Source organism: Vibrio sp. MA40-2 (genome assembly GCF_047302445.1).
Taxonomy (GTDB): domain Bacteria; phylum Pseudomonadota; class Gammaproteobacteria; order Enterobacterales; family Vibrionaceae; genus Vibrio.
In genome coordinates, this window is record NZ_CP178628.1 from 2456986 (window position 1) to 2483819 (window position 26834).

General features: G+C 47.6%; 1 protein-coding gene (running past one end of the window). It reads right to left on the bottom strand.

Features of this window, described 5'->3' with window-relative positions; all coding sequences use genetic code 11:
* A protein-coding gene (locus ACLKML_RS18795; RefSeq protein ID WP_413284493.1) for a retention module-containing protein crosses the window boundary here: on the bottom strand, window positions 1–26834 show its 3' portion. Its footprint extends 4996 nt past the window's final position; 26834 of the gene's 31830 nt are visible here — the last part of the coding sequence; its start codon lies off the right edge, out of view; its stop codon occupies window positions 1–3.

Here is a 26834-nt window from a genome sequence, read left to right on the forward strand (position 1 = left end):
TTATTCTTTGATCAAGTTTATCAATTCATTTTGATATAAATGATTAACCAGTGAAGAACTATCCGCGCCTGAATGTGAATCTATAAACTCACTTTGATTTTCAATCGCAATGGTTTGAACCACTTCTCCTTCATTAAGGACATTGATATTAACGGTGCTATTATCATCTTTAAACTCAACGGTAATATTGGCCAAAATACTTTCAAGTCCGTTATTCTCAAAATCAAATAAATCAGAGAAATCCAATACATCATGTTGCTCACCAGAAATTTGGAAATCTTTTATCACATCAACGCTAGGAGTCGTATCTAAGCTGTCCTGATTCCAGGTAAATGTGTCTGAGCCTTCACCACCATAAAGTATATCTGCCCCTTGACCACCGTCGAGGATATCATCTCCAGCACCGCCGTACAGCTGGTCATCACCTTGATAACCTCTCAGAATATCGTCACCATCACCGCCATCAATAACATCGTCATATTGTGTTCCGGTCAGCGTCTCATCAGAATCAGAACCATATAAGTAGCTACCCACACCGGATAGATCCCAGTCATCATCTAAATTATCACCGATGTTATCAACACTAGAATCTAGCTCAATGTTGATATCAACTGGTTGTGATTCAACAACCGAACCATTGGTATCTTCACTGATAGCAACAATACTCAGTACGACTGATTCACCAAGATTACTTATTTGTAGATCTTCAATATAGTTCGCATTAGGCACAGTAATGGTGACTTGATTATCTGACACCACTAAGGTTTGGCCGCCAATCGATAAGGTCGCATCATTTGGAATATCAGAAATAACTACCTTAATATTTTCCGATTCACCAGCATTAACCAACATTGGAATTAACCCGAGCAGCGAGATAATACCGGTATTGTTGGAAGCAATAATATTTCTTGCTTGTGCTGTTGCAAGTTGTAGCTCAGTTTGATTAGAAACGGCAAGCGATAGATTTGCACTGTCGCTTTTTGCCCCTTCAGCATCGGATACTTTATAGCTGATATTAATAGTACTGTTATCAGTTAACGGAGTGAACGTAAACGAACCATCTAGATTTTCTGTTACTGTCACTTCCGAAGTATTAACGATAATATCACTGGCTTGAACGACTAATGAATTCAAGTCGGAATCAATATCGGTAGCTGAATTCAGCAGTTCTTCCTGTGTTAGCGTAATTGATGAGCCAGAACCAATACTTTCTTCTATACTGCTATCAATAAATGTTGGTGCGTCATTCACTGGCAATACATTAATATCAAAACTATACGTTTCCGCATTGTGCTCATCGGCTAAACCAGAACTTGCGCCATTATTATTACCATCATTAAGATCAACATTTACCGACACGGTACCATTAAAGTCACTCTCTGGAGTGACCGTAAAGCCGCTCGCTAGTAACGCGTTAATTTCTGCTACAGAGTTACTCAGTGTGTAAGTGCCATCTAAATTATCAACTACCCAACTTGGCGCATCATCACCAAATGAAATAGAACTGTTATTAACCGATAATGTAAGGGTATAACTGTCTTGCGCGTCCGTGTCACCAGTATCAGGATCTGCAACAGAGATGTTGTTGATTAAGATTGAACCATCTTCATCTATTTCTGGTGCATAGTTGTCTGGCGCTTCAATTGTCGGCTTATCGTTGATGGCATTGACTGTAATATCGAAACTATACGTTTCAGCATTGTGCTCATCGGCTAAACCAGAACTTGCGCCATTATTATTACCGTCATTAAGATCAACATTTACCGACACGGTACCATTAAAGTCGCTCTCTGGAGTGACCGTAAAGCCGCTCGCTAGTAACGCGTTAATTTCCGCTACAGAGTTACTCAGTGTGAAAGTACCATCTGAATTATCAACCACCCAACTTGGCGCATCATCACCAAATGAAATAGAACTGTTATTAACCGATAATGTAAGGGTATAACTGTCTTGCGCGTCCGTGTCACCAGTATCAGGGTCTGCAACAGAGATGTTGTTGATTAAGATTGAGCCATCTTCATCTATTTCTGGTGCATAGTTGTCTGGCGCTTCAATTGTCGGCTTATCGTTGATGGCATTGACTGTAATATCGAAACTATACGTTTCAGCATTGTGCTCATCGGCTAAACCAGAGCTTGCGCCGAAGTTGTTACCATCGTACAGATCGGCTGTAACTGAAACTGTACCATTAAAGTCACTCTCAGGTGTGACAGTAAAACCATCAGCTAATAAACTGTTAATCTCTGACAATGAATTGGTAAGTGTATACGTGCCATCTAAATTATCTACTACCCACTCCGGCGAGTTATCGAATGAAATATCGCTGTCATTCACGCTTAAGGTTAATACATAGTTATCTAATCCACTTGCATCATTTGAGTCAGGATCTTGAATTTGTATATTGTTGACAACCAGTGACCCATCTTCATCTATCGCAACTGTATTGTCTTCTGAAGCAGAAATAACCGGTTTATCGTTAACGGCAGAGATATCGAGTGAAACCGTGCTCTCATCGTACATTTCACTGAGTACACCGTTGTCATCACTATATACTTTTATGTTGAGCGCTGGATTGCCATCAGAATCAACTGCACCAAACCAATCATCCTCTGAATCTTGTGTCGTCCACGTATCATTATTCACGTCACCAGAGTTAAAGACAATTTCCTTAAGCACAGCGTCTTGAGCAGAAACTTTCCACTCACCTGTATAGTTGCCATCATCATCTAACACTTGAACCGCAGTTCCTGCTACACCGTCAGGCAGAGAAATGGTTGCGCCTTCTGGTACATCACTAATAATTACCGTTATGGTTTCGCTAGCATTTTCTGTATAAGTACTACCTTCTCCAATAGACAACTCGTTATCAATCACCTTAGCATTGATTTCGATGACAACGTCCGTCCCTTCTACCGCTTCCTGTGGTTGTAAAATTCGGCTATCGACTTCATCACCAACAGGAGTAACCGTCAGGTTAATTTGGCCACTTTGTTCGATTGCTTCACTGGTTGATGACTCTTGACTATAAACCACATAGTTAAGAGCTGCTGTACCACTAAAGTCTTCTGCAGGTAGAATTTGAATACCTTCTAAATTAACCTCTGTGGTTCCTTCAGCAAGGTTTTTAAGCTGTATACTCCATTCGCCATTACCATTGTTTTTTACTGCGAACTGATTCTCAAAAGCAGAATCAACAACGAGCAAAAAGTCTTCAGGCATATCAGTAATTTTTACCGATAGGAACTCTTCTGAACCATCGGTATCGGCTAGGGTAAATGTCATATCTTTAAGTGAGATATGACTGTCTTCCTCGCCCGTTATGTCTACATTTTCTGTAGAGTTAATACCATCGGTAACCGCAACAATTTCAAAACTAACATTGCCTAAATCAACATTTTCAACTTGATCGGATGCGGTTTCTGAGCCGTCTAGGTCATAAGTCGTGCTATCAACAAGTGTTCCAGAAACGTTTAATGTAACGGTTTGCGCGCCCACATTAGCATTTGGAGTGAAGGTTAAATCAGCCAGTACATCATCTACCGTCACATCACTATTCAACTCATCAGAATTAATAGTGATACTTTGTAGATTCCCACTGCTATCGTAACTAACGTCAAACGCGGCTGACGAACCGTAGCTACTAGGATCATTTTCAAATCCTAATTGACCAAGTTCCGGTGTATTAACCTCTATTGTTACTTCAGCAAAGGATTCAACGCCACCCTCGGTCAATGAATCACTGGTATCTGACAAGGTTCGACCCAAGTTTAGATGAACGATACCATCTTCATAAGCGGTATTGGTTTGTGGATCGGTTGGTTCACGCCCAACGTCGGTATAATTATCGGTACCTTCTACCGTAAGATCCGCGCTTCCTGCATCTACTTGTGGCGCAACTTGCACGGTGAAATTGACCGTTTCAATCCGCTCATCACCGGTTTCTTCATCGGTAATAACGATAGTCACTGGTAAGGTAAAATCACCTGAATAATCATTCGGTAATGATAAAGTGAGTCCTTCTAATGCGTCAGCTGGAATACTACCATCACTACCTAGTGCAAACTCGTAAGCCATTGACCCATTAGCAAAGTTCTCTTCACCTGTAATACTTAAACCTGGCATATCAATAAATGGAATATTGCCTGTATTGAAAACAATAGAAACCACATCGTTTGCGGCTAATGAATCGTCAAACTGCAACACACCAGAGTTGGTCAAAAATTCACCTAGATCATAATCCGTATCTTCTGTTGCGGCAATAATTTGCGAGTCATCCACTGTTACCGTGGTGGCCTTTTCTCCATCTAAGTTGTCTGTTGAATCTGGATCATTGAATTGCACAACCATTGATATGGTTTTTTCTACTTCCCCACTTCCTTCTAATTCATCACCTTCATCGACGACTTGAGCAGTAAAGTTAACGGTTAGATCAACGATGTTGCCATCGGCATCTTTCAAACCATCTGGTGCGTTAATAGAGAAGTTTTCTTCATCAGTGATTGTCCACGTTCCATCACCATTGTTAATCGCGCCTTCAACGTATAATTGATCTAATAGTGCAGTTTCCTCGGCATCAATGATGGGGCCAAAATTAAAATCCATTACCAGTTGGTCGACTTTTTCAACCGAGGAGATATCATTTTGCTCGAAGTTAATCGAAAAATTGTTGCTGTTGTTATCATTAATAGAGAAGGTGATTTCACCACTATCAACAACGTATTTGCTATCAATAATATTATAGTCAATGCCATCGTCGTTGAGGAGAGGGTCAGGATCATTATACGTAACGATTAAATCCGCATCCTCTTCTACTACAGGATTCACATTGACACTAATCGTGCCTTCAACTTCTTTTTCAACCGTATCAGTTATACCATCTAAGCCTGCATCTACATCTTGTTCTACAACGGTGAGTACCGTATTAAAACTAAAGTTCTCTGATGAGTCAGGAATACCTTGAACCTGAATAACAAGGTTGTTTTCGGTTAACGCGACCCCTTCAGCTGCTTCAATGGTAACGCTAAGGTTTGCCGCGAAGATATAGGCTCCATCCACAGCGACCATAGCCAAACCTGTTTCATTATTGGTCAGTGTATAATCTGCACTTTCTGCGATTGTGACCAATACGGTTTCGGTTGACAAGACACTATCAGGACCATTTTTAAGCACCACTTTAGAAATAAATTCATTATCGTCCGTCGTCGCACTATCGCTTAGATTCGCTGCCCAATCGAGGCTAAATTGCGAATCTTCATTGCCTGTTGTGCTGCTAGTATAAGTATCTGTGGTACTTATTTCTGGATTCACTTCGACGATAATATCTTTTTCAAATACGTAAGAATTACCATCGTTTTCTGTTACCACAATTCTGGCAACCAGATTAATATCATCGGTAGTGTTAGCCGCAGGAACAATTTTAATACTATGACTTTCTAGCTGAGCTTCATATTTTGGATAGCCATTCTCTTCCCCAATATAAGTTAAGCTCACTTCACCGCCTGTAGATTCATCAATGATCTGGTAGTCGCCGGTATTATTGCCTTTATCATAGATAATAATTGACAAGGTTTCAGAGCCGTCTGCACCTTGATTAATTTCACCACTGACAATGTCAAAATCAAGTACTGCCTCGCCATTTTCATTAATAGTAGTAGTAATACCTGTCAATGCACCATCATCAGCGGTGACTTGTTTCCAATCATCATTGGCTTCAATAATAGGTTCGTCTGACACCCCTTTGATATCAACAAAAATAGTTTGGACTGGAATATCATCATTACTATTGGATACAGTATCACCATTGCTTAGCTCTGCTGTATCAACAATACTAAGTTTCACATCGAAACTAAAATCAACATTACTGTCTTGCGGTGGGGTTAATGTTGTTGTGCCGTTAGCGATTAATGCATAATCTACAACCAAATCCACAGATTCATTCGGCTCGATAATTTCGCCATTATCGTCGAGTAACAACGCTTGACCTGCGACAATAATGACATCATCGCCATCAGCATTAATATTAGAGATAGTGCTACCATCAGGTAAACCAATCAGTTCAATATAAGCCGTTTCAGATCCATCATTAAGATCATCAAGTACAGTGACTTCAATATGGTCTTTAAGCACAATCGCGTTATCTTCATCCACTTTGACACGTTCAACAACTAATGTCGCATCATCGGCAACTGGAGAAACATCGACAATAATAGAGGTTGAGGTATCGGCCGACGCAACCGCTGCATTATCGTTTGACTCATGTGAAGTCGCGGTAACATTCAGTTCTATTTGACCTGCAAAGTTATCCGTAGGATTAACATAAACATTATCAATTTGATCGGCTGTAAACTCATAAACTCCATCAGAATTAGGTGTAATTGGTGTCCCATCACTGGTTTCTAGTGTATGTGTGACGCTAGGATCAGCAAAGCTCAATGTATAGGTGATCGTTTCTGGTGTATTGCCCGTATCTTGGTCTTGTGTCTCAGCAGCAAAGTTGAGTTTGATACTATCTGAATCCTCAGTCCCTGTTGGGTTATTATCAAATGAATCAGTCCATTCAGGCAGGTCAGCAATAGCCTGAACTTCCACATTAATCGTAGTATCAACTTCTTCAGTGACAACCGTTGTTGAACCATCCGAGTTTTCGATAGTGCGTTGTATAACAATCGTTGCATTCGCATCTATGCCATCACTGTCGGTTGCAAAGTTTCTATCTGGGACAAACACGATATTGGTGATGCTTAACTCGCTAGTGCCCTCACCACTCACGTCTAGATTGTCGGCATTGACTGCATTGCCTTCGATTGCTACCAGTAAACCGGTGTCAGGATCAACATAGTAATAGGCGCCCCCTTCAGGATCTTGGATAGTAATCGATTGGACCGCTTCTTGTGCATCCACATCCGCCACATTAATAGACAAATTAACACTAATAGCTGGGTTACTCGATAGACCATAATTATCATTAGGATTAATGTTCTGGCCAGCATCTTCTGTACCAATCGCAGACGCTTGCACAATAGTAGAATTATCATCTTCAATAATCAGAGTCAGTTGACCGGTGTCTTGGTCACCATCACTGTCAGTCCCAACCACATTCAATACCGCGTTGACATCTCCCAATCGGTTATCAACTGAATCTTCGGCAGTAAAACTAATTTTTCCGTTAGTTTTGACTGTTAGAGTACCAATCACTTCCCATGTTTCCAAACCAATACTATCAACGACTTTAGCTGACACGACCACTTGTTGATTATTTGATGTGATAGAAACAGATTCCACACCATCAAGTCGGAAGTTGCTCGTATCATCAACGGATATTTCGGTAAGAATAGCACCATCAAATCCCTTACTTTGGAACATTGTAGAATTAGCGGTCGTTTCACCTTCTTCAACGGTATAAGTTCTGTCGCGAAGCACAGGAACTTGATCGACAACGTCAATCACAAGATCGAGTTGCTCGCTGGTATCATTATCGAAATCTGTCGCGGTTACAGGTAGGGTAATAGTTAACGTATCTTGCCCATCAATTTGATGATCCAGTGGTTTAAGTATCTCAACGGACACTTTACCAAAATTAGCATCTGTATAATCTGAGTTAATTGTTAGATCCAGAACGGTTGTTTTACTTCCAGAGCTATTCACCGTGTAGCCACGGTAACCATCATCGGTTGCTTCAAAGATCACCTCTTTGCCACCCGACATCAGATCAACATTAAGCACATCACCTGAACTATCAATTTGTGTGACACTAATATCATTAGTGTCGATTTCAAATTTCTCAACGTTATCTGAACTTGGAGCCAGTGTTATATTACCAGAATCATCACGTCCGTTACTCTGATTGTTCTTTTCGTAAATCGTCAATCTATCGATAGAGCTGATTTGTGGGTCTTCACCGTCTTTGAGAGAAACAACGAAATTGGCTGAATTACTGTCTTGATCGGTGTCGGTAACGATAACTTGTAACGTCAATTCAATTATATTGTCATTTACTGAGTTACTATCTGGGTTATCTAGTGGTAAATACTGTTTAACGGTAACATCACCACTGTCCGCATCTAAGCTAACTTGCAAGACTTTTTCATTGCTTCCATCAATGTACAAAGTATAGACAGAATCAACGGTTTCTCCGCGTAGAGTTTGACCGCTACTAGTAAGATTATCTAGCTGATAAAGACTATCGGCAGATAAACCAACAGTAACACTATCAATATCATCGGCACCTTGATCAATTGATACCACATCTTCAACAACTATTGTCGCTGGCGTTGTTGCAGACATATCAACGGCTTCTTTTAAAGTGACGCTGTCACCAATAACGATATTAAGATCTTCACCATCAGCAATCGTAATATCAATGTTGCCTACATTTGTGGCGGTATCGCCATCAGTGTCGGTAATATCCACACCCAAACTAAGCTCAGTAATATCACCGGCATTGTTCTGCTCGATAGCTTGATGTTGGGTCAGGTTATACGTGCCATTAGTATTAATATTGGCCGATAAAACATAGTTAGCTGTATTACCACTGTCTGTACCTGTGTACACCACGACCGTGCTGCCATCGTTAATGATGGCTACGTTGGTGTCAACATTGTTGCTGGTTAAGCCTGTCCATGCATCATCACTTAACACCCCATTATTAAAGGTGACCGACTCAACATTGTCGCTACCTTGTATTACCGCAACGGCTAACGGTTCACCATTACTATCGGTACTAATAATTTGCGCCGCTTCGGTCTCCGTCCAAGAAACCGCTGTGTTATCTGAACTGGCCAATGCACCATCATTGATCGTTATCGCGATATTGCCAGCATTCGCTGCGGTATCACCATCGGTATCGGTAATATCAACACCCAAAGTTAAGTTGCTGGCTGTTCCATCGCCATCATTCTGCTCAATAGCCTGATGTTGAGTAATGCTGTAGCTACCATCAGCATTGATGCTAGCGGATAAAACATAATTCGCTTCAGTGCCACTGTTGTTGCCCGTGTACACCACGACCGTTTTACCATCATCGAGCAACGCTACGGACGTTCCAACGTTGTTGCTAGTGATGCCTGTCCATGCAGCATCACTTAATACTCCAGTGTTGAAGGCTACTGACTCTACATTGTCGCTACCTTGTACTACCGCTACGGTTAACGGATTACCATTTCCATCCGTACTAATGGTTTGTGCCGCTTGGGTTTCTGTCCAGGTTACGCTGCTGTTGTCCGCCGTCGCTAACGCGCCATCATTAATCGCTATGTTAATATTGACCGCATTCTCTACCGTATCATCATCGGTATCGGTGATATTCACACCAAGGGTTAAGTTGTTGGCATCGCCATCAGTGTTATTTTGTTCAATCGCTTGATGCTGGGTCAGATCGTACGTGCCATCGGTATTAATATTGGCCGACAACACATAGTTGGCAGCATTGCCACTGTCTGTGCCCGTAAACACCACGACCGTAGCGCCATCGTTAATGATGGCTACGTTGGTATCCACATTGTTGCTGGTTAAACCTGTCCAAGCCGCATCATTAATGACTGCATCATTAAAGGTCATCGATTGAATATCATCGCTGCCTTGAGCCGTGACTACCGTTAATGGCTGGCCATTGCTATCAGTGGTAATGGTTTGTGCAGTGCTTGTTTCTGTCAAAGAAACTGTGCTGTCATCTACATTAACAAAAGCACCATCTTGAATGCTGATGGCAATGTTGGCGGCATTCTCAACCAGATCATCATCGGTATCAGTAATATCGACACTTAAACTTAAATTATTAACATCACCATCAGTGTTGCTTTGCTCAATCGCTTGGTGCTGGGTAAAGCTGTATGTACCATCAGTATTGATGTTGGCTGATAGCACATAGTTGGCTGAATTCAGAGGATCGCTACCGGTATAGACTACCACCGTCGTGCCATCATTAATAAGCGCAACATTGGTATCCACATTGTTGCTGGTTAAGCCGTTCCAAGCTGCATCATTAAGTACGTCGTCATTAAAGATCACCGACTGTATATCGTCGCTGCCTTGAGTAACCACAATGGTTAATGGGTCGCCATTGCTGTCAGTGCTGATAGTTTGTTCTTGGTTAGTTTCGACCCAAGACACACTGCTGTCGGCTGTACTTACTAACGCGCCATCGTTAATTTCAATAGTAATATTGGCCGCATTCTCAACGGTATCGCCATCAGTGTCAGTAATATCTACACTAAGGGCTAGATCGGTATCATCACCATCAGTATTACTCTGCTCTATTGCTTGGTGTTGCGTTAGGCTGTATGTGCCATCAGTATTGATATTAGCAGACAACACATAATTACTTGAATTTTCAGGATCGGTGCCGGTATACACTACCACTGTACTGCCGTCATTAATTAACGCTACAGACGTTTCGACGTTATTGCTAGTTATGTCTTTCCAGGCCACATCATCAAGCACGGCGTTGTTGAATGTAACCGATTCAATATCATCGCTACCTTGCGCTATCGAAATAGTTAATAGATTACCATCAGGGTCTTTAGTGATGGTTTGCTCTGTATTAGTCTCAGTCCAAGACACACTGTCATTTTCAGCGCTTGCTAAAGCACCATCATTAATTACGACAACAATATCCGCTGCATTACTAGTAGTGTCACCGTCGGTGTCGGTAATATCCACTCCTAGCTTCAGAACAGTTAGATCTGCGTTGGCATTACTCTGCTCAATTGCTTGATATTGAGTAAAGCTGTAACTGCCATCAATATTGATGGTGGCTGATAATACATAATTGGCTGAGTCCGCAGGATTTGTCCCAGTGTAAACGACAACCGTCTTACCATCATTAATCAACGCCACAGACGTTTCAGTATTATTACTGGTTAACCCAGCCCAAGCGGCATCACTGATAGAAGCACTGTTAAACGTCACAGATTCAACATCATCACTACCTTGCACTACCGTAACGGTTAACGGATTACCACTAATATCTGTCGTAATTGTTTGTGCAGCCTCCGTCTCTTGCCAAAATACTGTGCTATTGCTGCCACTGGCCATTGCGCCATCATTTATCGTAATGGCTATGTTGCCCGCATTCGCTGCAGTATCGCCATCAGTGTCGGTAATATCGACACCTAACGTTAAATTACTAACCGTTCCGTCACCCGCATTCTGCTCGATAGCTTGATGTTGGGTCAGGTTATACGTGCCATCAATATTAATATTGGCCGATAAAACATAGTTAGCTGTATTACCACTGTCTGTACCTGTGTACACCACGACCGTGGTGCCATCGTTAATGATGGCTACGTTGGTGTCAACATTATTGCTGGTTAAGTCTGTCCATGCATCATCACTTAACACCCCATTATTAAAGGTGACTGACTCAACATTGTCGCTACCTTGTATTACTGCAACGGCTAACGGTTCACCATTACTATCGGTACTAATAGTTTGCGCCGCTTCGGTCTCCGTCCAAGAAACCGCTGTGTTATCTGAACTGGCCAGTGCACCATCATTGATCGTTATCGCGATATTGCCAGCATTCACTGCGGTATCACCATCGGTATCGGTAATATCAACACCCAAAGTTAAGTTGCTGGCTGTTCCATCGCCATCAGTATGCTCGATAGCCTGATGTTGAGTAATGCTGTAGCTACCATCAGCATTGATGCTAGCGGATAAAACATAATTCGCTTCAGTGCCACTGTTGTTGCCCGTGTACACCACGACCGTTTTACCATCATCGAGCAACGCTACTGACGTTTCAACGTTGTTGCTAGTGATGCCAGTCCATGCTGCATCACTTAATACTCCAGTGTTGAAGGCTACTGACTCTACATTGTCGCTACCTTGTACTACCGCTACGGTTAACGGATTACCATTTCCATCTGTACTAATGGTTTGTGCCGCTTGGGTTTCTGTCCAGGTTACGCTGCTGCTTTCCGCCGTCGCTAACGCGCCATCATTAATCGCTATGTTAATATTGACCGCATTCTCTACCGTATCATCATCGGTATCGGTGATATCCACACCGAGGGTTAAGTTGTTGACATCGCCATCAGTGTTATTTTGTTCAATCGCTTGATGCTGGGTCAGATCATACGTGCCATCGGTATTAATATTGGCCGACAACACATAGTTGGCAGCATTGCCACTGTCTGTGCCCGTAAACACCACGACCGTAGCGCCATCGTTAATGATGGCTACGTTGGTGTCCACATTGTTGCTGGTTAAACCTGTCCAAGCCGCATCATTAATGACTGCATCATTAAAGGTCATCGATTGAATATCATCGCTGCCTTGAGCCGTGACTACCGTTAATGGCTGGCCATTGCTATCGGTGGTAATGGTTTGTGCAGTGCTTGTTTCTGTCAAAGAAACTGTGCTGTCATCTACATTGACAAAGGCACCATCTTGAATGCTGATGGCAATGTTGGCGGCATTAGACACGATGTCGCCGTCGGTATCGGTGATATCCACACTTAAACTTAAATTGTTAACGTCACCGTCAGCGTTGCTTTGTTCTATTGCTTGATGTTGAGTAAAGCTGTATGTGCCATCGGTATTGATGTTGGCTGATAGCACATAACTGCTGGTGTCTTCCGGATCACTACCCGTGTACACCACCACTGTGCTGCCATCGTTAATGATGGCCACGTTGGTGTCTAGGTTGTTGCTGGTTAAACCTGTCCACCCATCGTTGGTTAACACATCGTCATTGAAGGTTACGGAGTCAACATCGTCGCTGCCTTGTGCAATAGTGATTGCGAGTGGATTGCCGTTGCTGTCAGTCGAAATAGTTTGCGCCGCTTCAGTTTCCGTCCAGGCTACACTGCTGCTTTCGGCCGTCGCTAATGCGCCATCGGTAATGGCGATGCTGATGTTGGCGGCATTAGACACGATATCGCCATCGGTGTCGGTGATATCTACACCAAGGCTTAGGTTATTGACGTCACCGTCAGCGTTGCTCTGTTCAATCGCTTGATGTTGAGTAAAGCTGTATGTGCCATCGGTATTGATGTTGGCCGACAACACATAATTGGCAGCATTGCCACTGTCTGTGCCAGTAAACACCACTACTGTGCTGCCATCGTTAATGATGGCCACGTTGGTGTCCAGATTGTTGCTGGTTAAGTCGGTCCACGCATCGTTGGTTAACACATCGTCATTGAAGGTTACGGAGTCAACATCATCACTGCCTTGCGTAATAATAATCGCGAGCGGATCACCATTGCTGTCAGTCGAAATAGTCTGCGCCGCTTCAGTTTCCGTCCAGGCCACGCTGCTGCTTTCCGCCGTCGCTAACGCGCCATCAGTAATGGCGATCGCAATGTTAGCGGCATTTTCAACGGTATCGCCGTCGGTATCGGTGATATCTACGCCTAGCGTCAAGTCAGTGACATCGCCTTCGGCATTGCTCTGTTCAATCGCTTGGTGCTGGGTAAAGCTGTATGTGCCATCGGTATTGATGTTGGCCGACAACACATAATTGGCAGCATTGCCACTGTCTGTGCCAGTAAACACCACTACTGTGGTGCCATCGTTAATGATGGCCACGTTGGTGTCAAGATTGTTGCTGGTTAAACTGGCCCACGCATCGTTAGTCAGTACATCATCATTGAAGGTTACGGAGTCAACATCGTCGCTGCCTTGCGCAATAACAATCGCGAGTGGATCGCCGTTGCTGTCGGTCGAAATAGTTTGCGCCGCTTCAGTTTCCGTCCACCCCACGCTGCTGCTTTCCGCCGTCGCTAACGCGCCATCGGTAATGGCGATGCTGATGTTAGCGGCATTTTCAACGGTATCGCCGTCGGTGTCGGTGATATCGACACTCAAACTTAAATTGTTAACGTCACCGTCAGCGTTGCTTTGTTCAATCGCTTGGTGCTGAGTAAAGCTGTATGTACCATCGGTGTTGATGTTGGCCGACAACACATAATTGGCAGCATTGCCACTGTCTGTGCCAGTAAACACCACTACTGTGCTGCCATCGTTAATGATGGCCACGTTGGTGTCCAGATTGTTGCTGGTTAAGCCAGTCCACGCATCGTTAGTCAGTACGTCATCATTGAAGGTTACGGAGTCAACATCGTCACTGCCTTGCGTAATAACAATCGCTAACGGATCGCCATTACTGTCAGTACTGATGGTCTGCGCCGCTTCAGTTTCGGTCCACGCTACACTGCTGCTTTCCGCCGTTGCTAACACGCCATCGGTAATGGCGATGCTGATGTTAGCAGCATTTTCAACGGTATCGCCGTCGGTGTCGGTGATGTCCACGCCTAGCGTCAAGTCGGTGACATCGCCCTCGGCGTTGCTTTGCTCAATCGCTTGATGTTGGGTCAGATCATACGTGCCATCGGTATTGATGTTGGCTGATAGCACATAACTGCTGGCGTCTTCCGGATCGGTGCCGGTGTACACCACCACTGTGCTGCCATCGTTAATGATGGCCACGTTGGTGTCAAGATTGTTGCTGGTTAAGCCGGCCCACGCATCGTTGGTTAACACATCGTCATTGAAGGTTACCGACTGCACATCGTCGCTGCCTTGCGTGATCACAATCGCGAGCGGATCGCCGTTGCTGTCAGTACTGATGGTCTGCGCCGCTTCGGTTTCCGTCCACGCCACGCTGCTGCTTGCGGCCGTTGCTAATACGCCATCGGTAATGGCGATGCTGATGTTAGCAGCATTTTCAACGGTGTCGCCGTCGGTATCGGTGATATCCACACCTAGCGTCAAGTCGGTAACATCGCCCTCGGCGTTGCTCTGTTCTATCGCTTGATGTTGAGTAAAGCTGTATGTGCCATCGGTATTGATGTTGGCCGACAACACATAGCTGCTGGTATCTTCCGGATCGGTGCCGGTGTACACCACCACCGTGCTGCCATCGTTAATGATCGCCACATTGGTGTCAAGATTGTTGCTGGTTAAGCCGGTCCACCCATCGTTGGTTAACACATCGTCATTGAAGGTTACGGAGTCAACATCGTCGCTGCCTTGCGTAATAACTATCGCAAGTGGATTGCCGTTGCTGTCAGTTGAAATAGTTTGCGCCGCTTCAGTTTCCGTCCACGCTACACTGCTGCTTTCCGCCGTCGCTAACGCACCATCGGTAATGGCGATGCTGATGTTAGCGGCATTTTCAACGGTATCCCCGTCAGTGTCGGTAATATCCACACCAAGGCTTAGGTTGTTGACGTCACCATCAGCGTTGCTCTGTTCTATCGCTTGATGTTGGGTCAAATCATACGTGCCATCGGTATTGATGTTGGCCGACAACACATAGCTGCTGGCGTCTTCCGGATCGGTGCCGGTGTACACCACCACTGTGCTGCCATCGTTAATGATGGCCACGTTGGTGTCCAGATTGTTGCTGGTTAAACCCGTCCATGCATCGTTAGTCAGTACATCATCATTGAAGGTTACGGAGTCAACATCGTCGCTGCCTTGCGCAATAACAATCGCGAGTGGATCGCCGTTGCTGTCGGTCGAAATAGTTTGCGCCGCTTCAGTTTCCGTCCAGGCTACGCTGCTGCTTTCGGCCGTCGCTAACGCGCCATCGGTAATGGCGATGCTGATGTTGGCGGCATTAGACACGATATCACCATCGGTGTCGGTGATATCCACACCAAGGCTTAGGTTGTTAACGTCACCGTCAGCGTTGCTCTGTTCTATTGCTTGGTGCTGAGTAAAGCTGTATGTACCATCGGTATTAATGTTAGCCGACAACACATAACTGCTGGCGTCTTCCGGATCGGTGCCGGTGTACACCACCACCGTACTGCCATCGTTAATGATGGCCACGTTGGTGTCCAGATTGTTGCTGGTTAAACCGGCCCACGCATCGTTGGTTAACACATCGTCATTGAAGGTTACGGAGTCAACATCGTCGCTGCCTTGCGTAATAACAATCGCGAGCGGATCGCCGTTGCTGTCGGTTGAAATAGTTTGCGCCGTTTCGGTTTCCGTCCACGCCACGCTGCTGCTTTCCGCCGTCGCTAACGTGCCATCGGTAATGGTGATGCCGATGTTAGCGGCATTTTCAACGATATCGCCGTCGGTGTCGGTGATATCTACGCCTAGCGTCAAGTCGGTAACATCGCCCTCGGCGTTGCTTTGCTCAATCGCTTGGTGCTGAGTAAAGCTGTATGTACCATCGGTATTGATGTTGGCCGACAACACATAATTGGCAGCATTGCCACTGTCTGTGCCAGTAAACACCACGACTGTGGTGCCATCGTTAATGACGGCCACATTGGTGTCCAGATTGTTGCTGGTTAAACCGGCCCACGCATCGTTAGTCAGTACGTCATCATTGAAGGTTACGGAGTCAACATCATCACTGCCTTGTGTGATAACAATCGCTAACGGATCGCCATTGCTGTCGGTACTGATGGTCTGCGCCGCTTCAGTTTCGGTCCAGGCTACACTGCTGCTTTCGGCCGTCGCTAACGCGCCATCAGTAATAGCAATCACAATGTTAGCGGCATTTTCAACAGTATCGCCATCGGTGTCGGTGATGTCCACGCCTAGCGTCAAGTCGGTGACATCGCCCTCGGTGTTGCTTTGCTCAATCGCTTGATGTTGGGTCAGATCATACGTGCCATCGGTATTGATGTTGGCAGACAACACATAGCTGCTGGCGTCTTCCGGATCACTACCCGTGTACACCACCACTGTGCTGCCATCGTTAATGATGGCCACGTTGGTGTCAAGATTGTTGCTGGTTAAACCGGCCCACCCATCGTTAGTCAGTACGCCATCATTGAAGGTTACGGAGTCAACATCGTCGCTGCCTTGCGTAATAACAATCGCAAGTGGATCGCCGTTGCTGTCGGTCGAAATAGTTTGCGCCGCTTCAGTTTCCGTCCAGGCCACGCTGCTGCTTTCCGCGCTCGCTAACGCGCCATCGGTAATCGCAATAGTGATGTTAGCAGCATTTTTAACGGTATCGCCGTCGGTGTCGGTGATGTCCACGCCTAGCGTCAAGTCGGTGACATCGCCCTCGGCGTTGCTTTGCTCAATCGCTTGATGCTGAGTAAAGCTGTATGTACCATCGGTGTTGATGTTGGCTGATAGCACATAGCTGCTGACATCTTCCGGATCACTACCCGTGTACACCACCACCGTGCTGCCATCGTTAATGATGGCCACGTTGGTGTCCAGATTGTTGCTGGTTAAACTGGCCCACGCATCATTAGTGAGTACATCATCATTGAAGGTTACGGAATCAACATCGTCGCTGCCTTGCGTAATAGTAATCGCTAACGGATCGCCATTACTGTCAGTACTGATGGTCTGCGCCGTTTCAGTTTCCGTCCACATAACGCTGCTGCTTTCGGCCGTTGCTAACGCGCCATCGGTAATCGCAATCGCAATGTTAGCGGCATTTTCTACGGTATCGCCGTCGGTGTCGGTGATATTCACACCAAGGCTTAGGTTATTGACGTCACCGTCAGCGTTGCTTTGTTCAATCGCTTGGTGCTGAGTAAAGCTGTATGTGCCATCGGTGTTGATGTTGGCCGACAACACATAGTTGGCAGCATTGCCACTGTCTGTACCAGTAAACACCACGACCGTGGCGCCATCGTTAATGATGGCCACGTTGGTGTCCAAGTTGTTACTGGTTAAGCCGGCCCACGCATCGTTAGTCAGTACATCATCATTGAAAGTTACGGAGTCAACATCGTCACTGCCTTGCGTAATAACAATCGCGAGCGGATCACCATTACTGTCAGTCGAAATAGTCTGCGCCGCTTCAGTTTCCATCCAGGCCACGCTGCTGCTTTCCGCCGTGGCTAACGCGCCATCGGTAATGGCGATGCTGATGTTGGCGGCATTTTCAACGGTATCACCGTCGGTGTCGGTGATGTCCACGCCTAGCGTCAAGTCGGTAACATCGCCCTCGGCGTTGCTTTGTTCAATCGCTTGGTGCTGAGTAAAGCTGTATGTACCATCAGTATTGATGTTGGCTGATAGCACATAGCTGCTGGCGTCTTCCGGATCATTACCCGTGTAGACTACCACTGTGCTGCCATCGTTAATGATGGCCACGTTGGTGTCCAGATTGTTGCTGGTTAAGCCAGTCCACGCATCGTTAGTCAGTACGTCATCATTGAAGGTTACGGAGTCAACATCGTCGCTACCTTGCGTGATCACAATCGCGAGCGGATCGCCGTTGCTGTCGGTACTGATGGTCTGCGCCGCTTCAGTTTCCGTCCAGGCTACACTGCTGCTTTCGGCCGTCGCTAACGCGCCATCGGTAATGGCGATGCTGATGTTCGCGGCATTAGACACGATATCACCATCGGTGTCGGTGATATCCACACCAAGGCTTAGGTTGTTAACGTCACCGTCAGCGTTGCTTTGCTCAATCGCTTGGTGCTGAGTAAAGCTGTATGTGCCATCGGTATTGATGTTGGCCGACAACACATAATTGGCAGCATTGCCACTGTCTGTGCCAGTAAACACCACGACTGTGCTGCCATCGTTAATGATGGCCACGTTGGTGTCCAGATTGTTGCTGGTTAAGCCAGTCCACGCATCGTTAGTCAGTACGTCATCATTGAAGGTTACGGAGTCAACATCGTCGCTGCCTTGCGCAATAGTGATTGCGAGTGGATCGCCGTTGCTGTCAGTCGAAATACTTTGCCCTACTTCAGTTTCCGTCCACGCCACGCTGCTGCTTTCGGCCGTCGCTAACGCGCCATCGGTAATGGCGATGCTGATGTTAGCAGCATTTTCAACGGTATCGCCGTCGGTGTCGGTGATGTCCACGCCTAGCGTCAAGTCGGTGACATCGTCCTCGGCATTGCTCTGTTCTATTGCTTGATGTTGGGTCAGATCATACGTGCCATCGGTATTGATGTTGGCTGATAGCACATAGCTGCTGGTGTCTTCCGGATCGGTGCCGGTGTACACCACCACTGTGGTGCCATCGTTAATGATGGCCACGTTGGTGTCCTGATTGTTGCTGGTTAAACCCGTCCACGCATCGTTAGTCAGTACGTCATCATTGAAGGTTACGGAGTCAACATCGTCGCTGCCTTGCGCAATAACAATCGCGAGTGGATCGCCGTTGCTGTCGGTTGAAATAGTTTGCGCCGTTTCGGTTTCCGTCCACGCCACGCTGCTGCTTTCCGCCGTCGCCAACGCGCCATCGGTAATGCCGATGCTGATGTTAGCAGCATTTTCAACGGTATCGCCGTCGGTGTCGGTGATATCTACGCCTAGCGTCAAGTCGGTGACATCGCCCTCGGCATTGCTCTGTTCTATTGCTTGATGTTGGGTCAGATCATACGTGCCATCGGTATTGATGTTAGCTGATAGCACATAGCTGCTGGCGTCTTCCGGATCGGTGCCGGTGTAGACCACCACTGTGCTGCCATCGTTAATGATGGCCACGTTGGTGTCAAGATTGTTGCTGGTTAAACCGGCCCACGCATCGTTAGTCAGTACATCATCATTGAAGGTTACGGAGTCAACATCGTCGCTGCCTTGCGTAATAACAATCGCGAGCGGATCGCCATTACTGTCAGTACTGATGGTCTGCACCGTTTCAGTTTCCGTCCACGCCACGCTGCTGCTTTCCGCCGTCGCTAACGCGCCATCGGTAATCGCGATGCTGATGTTAGCGGCATTTTCAACGGTATCGCCGTCGGTGTCGGTGATATCGACACTCAAACTTAAATTGTTAACGTCACCGTCAGCGTTGCTCTGTTCTATTGCTTGATGTTGAGTAAAGCTGTATGTGCCATCGGTATTGATATTGGCCGACAACACATAGCTGCTGGCGTCTTCCGGATCATTACCCGTGTACACCACGACCGTGGCGCCATCGTTAATGATGGCCACGTTGGTGTCCAAGTTGTTACTGGTTAAGCCAGTCCACGCATCGTTAGTCAGTACGTCATCATTGAAGGTTACGGAGTCAACATCGTCGCTGCCTTGCGCAATAACAATCGCGAGTGGATCGCCGTTGCTGTCAGTACTGATGGTTTGTGCCGTTTCAGTTTCCGTCCAGGCCACGCTGCTGCTTTCCGCCGTCGCTAACGTGCCATCGGTAATGGCAATCGCAATGTTAGCGGCATTTTCAACGGTATCGCCGTCGGTGTCGGTGATATCCACGCCTAGCGTCAAGTCGGTGACATCGCCCTCGGCGTTACTCTGTTCTATTGCTTGATGTTGGGTCAGATCATACGTGCCATCGGTATTAATGTTGGCCGACAACACATAGCTGCTGGCATCTTCCGGATCACTACCCGTGTACACCACCACTGTGCTGCCATCGTTAATGATGGCCACGTTGGTGTCCAGGTTGTTGCTGGTTAAACCGGTCCACGCATCGTTGGTTAACACATCATCATTGAAGGTTACCGACTGCACATCGTCGCTGCCTTGCGTAATAACAATCGCGAGCGGATCGCCGTTGCTGTCAGTACTGATGGTCTGCGCCGCTTCAGTTTCCGTCCACGCCACGCTGCTGCTTTCCGCCGTCGCTAACGCGCCATCGGTAATGGCAATCGCAATGTTGGCGGCATTTTCAACGGTATCGCCGTCGGTGTCGGTAATGTCCACGCCTAGCGTCAAATCAGTGACATCGCCCTCGGCGTTGCTTTGCTCAATCGCTTGGTGCTGAGTAAAGCTGTATGTACCATCGGTGTTGATGTTGGCTGATAGCACATAGCTGCTGGCGTCTTCCGGATCACTACCCGTGTACACCACCACTGTGGTGCCATCGTTAATGATGGCCACATTGGTGTCCAAATTGTTGCTGGTTAAGCCGGCCCACGCATCGTTAGTCAGTACATCATCATTGAAGGTTACGGAGTCAACATCGTCGCTGCCTTGCGTAATAACAATCGCGAGCGGATCGCCGTTGCTGTCAGTACTGATGGTCTGCGCCGCTTCAGTTTCCGTCCACGCCACGCTGCTGCTTTCCGCCGTCGCTAACGCGCCATCGGTAATGGCAATCGCAATGTTGGCGGCATTTTCAACGGTATCGCCGTCGGTGTCGGTAATGTCCACGCCTAGCGTCAAATCAGTGACATCGCCCTCGGCGTTGCTTTGCTCAATCGCTTGGTGCTGAGTAAAGCTGTATGTACCATCGGTGTTGATGTTGGCTGATAGCACATAGCTGCTGGCGTCTTCCGGATCGGTGCCGGTGTACACCACGACTGTGCTGCCATCGTTAATGATGGCCACATTGGTGTCCAAATTATTGCTGGTTAACCCGGCCCACCCATCGTTAGTCAGTACATCATCATTGAAAGTTACGGAGTCAACATCGTCACTGCCTTGCGTAATAACAATCGCGAGCGGATCACCATTACTGTCAGTCGAAATAGTCTGCGCCGCTTCAGTTTCCATCCAGGCCACGCTGCTGCTTTCGGCCGTGGCTAACGCGCCATCGGTAATGGCGATGCTGATGTTGGCGGCATTTTCAACGGTATCACCGTCGGTGTCGGTGATGTCCACGCCTAGCGTCAAGTCGGTAACATCGCCCTCAGCGTTGCTTTGTTCAATCGCTTGGTGCTGAGTAAAGCTGTATGTACCATCAGTATTGATGTTGGCTGATAGCACATAGCTGCTGGCGTCTTCCGGATCATTACCCGTGTAGACCACCACTGTGCTGCCATCGTTAATGATGGCCACGTTGGTGTCCAAATTGTTGCTGGTTAAGCCAGTCCACCCATCGTTGGTTAACACATCGTCATTGAAGGTTACGGAGTCAACATCATCACTGCCTTGCGTAATAACAATCGCTAACGGATCGCCATTACTGTCGGTACTGATGGTCTGCGCCGCTTCAGTTTCCGTCCACGCCACGCTGCTGCTTTCCGCCGTCGCTAACGTGCCATCGGTAATGGCAATCGCAATGTTGGCGGCATTTTCAACGGTATCGCCGTCGGTGTCGGTGATGTCCACGCCTAGCGTCAAGTCGGTGACATCGCCCTCGGCGTTGCTTTGTTCAATCGCTTGGTGCTGAGTAAAGCTGTATGTACCATCGGTATTGATGTTGGCTGATAGCACATAGCTACTGGCGTCTTCCGGATCGGTGCCGGTGTACACCACCACCGTGCTGCCATCGTTAATGATGGCCACGTTGGTGTCCAGATTGTTGCTGGTTAAGTCGGCCCACGCATCGTTAGTGAGCACGTCATCATTGAAGGTTACCGACTGCACATCGTCGCTGCCTTGCGCAATAGTGATTGCGAGTGGATCGTCATTGCTGTCAGTACTGATGGTTTGTACCGTTTCAGTTTCGGTCCAGGCCACGCTGCTGCTTTCCGCCGTCGCTAACGCGCCATCGGTAATGGCGATGCTGATGTTAGCGGCATTTTCAACGGTATCGCCGTCGGTGTCGGTGATATCGACACTCAAACTTAAATTGTTAACGTCACCGTCAGCGTTGCTTTGTTCAATCGCTTGGTGCTGAGTAAAGCTGTATGTACCATCGGTGTTGATGTTGGCCGACAACACATAATTGGCAGCATTGCCACTTTCTGTACCAGTAAACACCACCACCGTGCTGCCATCGTTAATGATGGCCACGTTGGTCTCAAGATTGTTGCTGGTTAAACCGGCCCACGCATCATTAGTGAGTACATCGTCATTGAAGGTTACGGAGTCAACATCATCACTGCCTTGCGCAATAGTGATTGCGAGTGGATCGCCGTTGCTGTCAGTACTGATGGTCTGCGCAGCTTCGGTTTCGGTCCACGCCACGCTGCTGCTTTCGGCCGTCGCTAACGTGCCATCGGTAATGGTGATGCCGATGTTAGCGGCATTTTCAACGGTATCGCCGTCGGTGTCGGTAATATCTACACCAAGGCTTAGGTTGTTAACATCGCCCTCGGCATTGCTCTGTTCTATTGCTTGATGTTGGGTCAGATCATACGTGCCATCAGTATTAATGTTGGCCGATAGCACATAGCTACTGGCGTCTTCCGGATCATTACCCGTGTACACCACCACTGTGCTGCCATCGTTAATGATGGCCACGTTGGTGTCCAGATTGTTGCTGGTTAAGCCAGTCCACGCATCGTTAGTCAGTACATCATCATTGAAGGTTACGGAGTCAACATCGTCGCTGCCTTGCGCAATAACAATCGCGAGTGGATCGCCGTTGCTGTCGGTCGAAATAGTTTGCGCCGCTTCAGTTTCCGTCCAGGCTACGCTGCTGCTTTCGGCCGTGGCTAACGCGCCATCGGTAATGGCGATGCTGATGTTGGCGGCATTAGACACGATATCACCATCGGTGTCGGTGATATCCACACCAAGGCTTAGGTTGTTAACGTCACCGTCAGCGTTGCTCTGTTCTATGGCTTGGTGCTGAGTAAAGCTGTATGTACCATCGGTATTAATGTTAGCCGACAACACATAACTGCTGGCGTCTTCCGGATCACTACCCGTGTACACCACCACTGTGCTGCCATCGTTAATGATGGCCACATTGGTGTCCAGATTGTTGCTGGTTAAGCCGGCCCACGCATCGTTAGTCAGTACGTCATTATTGAAGGTTACGGAGTCAACATCGTCGCTGCCTTGCGTGATCACAATCGCGAGTGGATCACCATTACTGTCAGTCGAAATAGTCTGCGCCGCTTCAGTTTCCATCCAGGCTACACTGCTGCTTTCGGCCGTTGCTAATACGCCATCGGTAATGGCGATCGCAATGTTAGCAGCATTTTCAACGGTATCGCCGTCGGTGTCGGTAATATCCACGCCTAGCGTCAAGTCGGTGACATCGCCCTCGGCGTTACTTTGCTCAATCGCTTGATGTTGGGTCAGATCATACGTGCCATCGGTATTGATGTTGGCCGACAACACATAATTGGCAGCATTGCCACTGTCTGTGCCAGTAAACACCACTACTGTGCTGCCATCGTTAATGATGGCCACGTTGGTGTCCAGATTGTTGCTGGTTAAACCCGTCCACGCATCGTTAGTCAGTACGTCATCATTGAAGGTTACGGAGTCAACATCGTCGCTGCCTTGCGCAATAACAATCGCGAGTGGATCGCCGTTGCTGTCGGTCGAAATAGTTTGCGCCGCTTCAGTTTCCATCCAGGCTACGCTGCTGCTTTCGGCCGTCGCTAACGCGCCATCGGTAATGGCGATGCTGATGTTAGCGGTATTTTCAACGGTATCGCCGTCGGTGTCGGTGATGTCCACGCCTAGCGTCAAGTCGGTGACATCGCCCTCGGCATTGCTCTGTTCTATTGCTTGATGTTGGGTTAGATCATACGTGCCATCGGCATTGATGTTGGCCGACAACACATAATTGGCAGCATTGCCACTGTCTGTGCCGGTGTACACCACCACCGTGGTGCCATCGTTAATGATGGCCACGTTGGTGTCCAGATTGTTGCTGGTTAAACCGGCCCACGCATCGTTAGTGAGCACATCGTCATTGAAGGTTACGGAGTCAACATCGTCGCTGCCTTGCGTAATAGTGATTGCGAGTGGATCGCCGTTGCTGTCAGTTGAAATAGTTTGCGCCGCTTCAGTTTCCGTCCACGCTACACTGCTGCTTTCCGCCGTCGCTAACGCGCCATCGGTAATGGCGATGCTGATGTTGGCGGCATTAGACACGATATCGCCGTCGGTATCGGTAATATCCACACCAAGGCTTAGGTTGTTAACGTCACCGTCATCGTTGCTTTGCTCAATCGCTTGATGTTGGGTCAGATCATACGTGCCATCGGTATTGATGTTGGCTGATAGCACATAGCTGCTGGCGTCTTCCGGATCGGTGCCGGTGTACACCACCACTGTGCTGCCATCGTTAATGATGGCCACGTTGGTGTCCAGATTGTTGCTGGTTAAGCCAGTCCACGCATCGTTAGTCAGTACATCATCATTGAAGGTTACGGAGTCAACATCGTCGCTGCCTTGCGCAATAACAATCGCGAGTGGATCGCCGTTGCTGTCGGTCGAAATAGTCTGCGCCGCTTCAGTCTCCGTCCACGCTACACTGCTGCTTGCGGCCGTCGCTAACGCGCCATCGGTAATCGCAATCGCAATGTTAGCAGCATTTTCAACAGTATCGCCGTCGGTGTCGGTAATATCTACGCCTAGCGTCAAGTCGGTAACATCGCCCTCGGCATTGCTTTGTTCAATCGCTTGGTGCTGAGTAAAGCTGTATGTACCATCAGTATTAATGTTAGCCGACAACACATAGCTGCTGGTATCTTCCGGATCGGTGCCGGTGTACACCACCACTGTTGTGCCATCGTTAATGATGGCCACATTGGTGTCCAGATTGTTGCTGGTTAAGTCGGCCCACGCATCGTTAGTCAGTACGCCATCATTGAAGGTTACGGAGTCAACATCGTCGCTGCCTTGCGTAATAGTGATTGCGAGTGGATTGCCGTTGCTGTCGGTCGAAATAGTTTGCGCCGCTTCAGTTTCCGTCCACGCTACACTGCTGCTTTCCGCCGTCGCTAACGCACCATCGGTAATGGCGATGCTGATGTTAGCGGCATTTTCAACGGTATCCCCGTCAGTGTCGGTAATATCCACACCAAGGCTTAGGTTGTTGACGTCACCATCAGCGTTGCTCTGTTCTATCGCTTGATGTTGGGTCAAATCATACGTGCCATCGGTATTGATGTTGGCCGACAACACATAGCTGCTGGCGTCTTCCGGATCGGTGCCGGTGTACACCACCACTGTGCTGCCATCGTTAATGATGGCCACGTTGGTGTCCAGATTGTTGCTGGTTAAGCCAGTCCACGCATCGTTAGTCAGTACATCATCATTGAAGGTTACGGAGTCAACATCGTCGCTGCCTTGCGCAATAACAATCGCGAGTGGATCGCCGTTGCTGTCGGTCGAAATAGTTTGCGCCGCTTCAGTTTCCGTCCAGGCTACGCTGCTGCTTTCGGCCGTCGCTAACGCGCCATCGGTAATCGCGATGCTGATGTTAGCGGCATTTTCAACGGTATCGCCGTCGGTGTCGGTGATATCTACGCCTAGCGTCAAGTCGGTGACATCGCCCTCGGCATTGCTCTGTTCTATTGCTTGATGTTGAGTAAAGCTGTACGTGCCATCGGTATTGATGTTGGCCGACAACACATAGCTGCTGGCGTCTTCCGGATCGGTGCCGGTGTACACCACCACTGTGCTGCCATCGTTAATGATGGCCACGTTGGTGTCCAGATTGTTGCTGGTTAAGCCAGTCCACCCATCGTTAGTCAGTACGTCATCATTGAAAGTTACGGAGTCAACATCGTCGCTGCCTTGCGTAATAACAATCGCGAGCGGATCGCCGTTACTGTCAGTACTGATGGTCTGCGCCGCTTCAGTCTCCGTCCACGCTACACTGCTGCTTGCGGCCGTCGCTAACGCGCCATCGGTAATGGCGATGCTGATGTTAGCGGCATTTTCAACGGTATCGCCGTCGGTGTCGGTGATGTCCACGCCTAGCGTCAAGTCGGTGACATCGCCCTCGGCATTGCTCTGTTCTATTGCTTGATGTTGGGTCAGATCATACGTGCCATCGGTATTGATGTTGGCCGACAACACATAGCTACTGGCGTCTTCCGGATCACTCCCCGTGTACACCACCACTGTGCTGCCATCGTTAATGATGGCCACGTTGGTGTCCAAGTTGTTACTGGTTAAGCCAGTCCACGCATCGTTAGTCAGTACATCATCATTGAAGGTTACGGAGTCAACATCGTCGCTGCCTTGCGCAATAACAATCGCGAGTGGATCGCCGTTGCTGTCAGTCGAAATAGTTTGCGCCGCTTCAGTTTCCGTCCAGGCTACGCTGCTGCTTTCGGCCGTCGCTAACGCGCCATCGGTAATGGCGATGCTGATGTTGGCGGCATTAGACACGATATCAC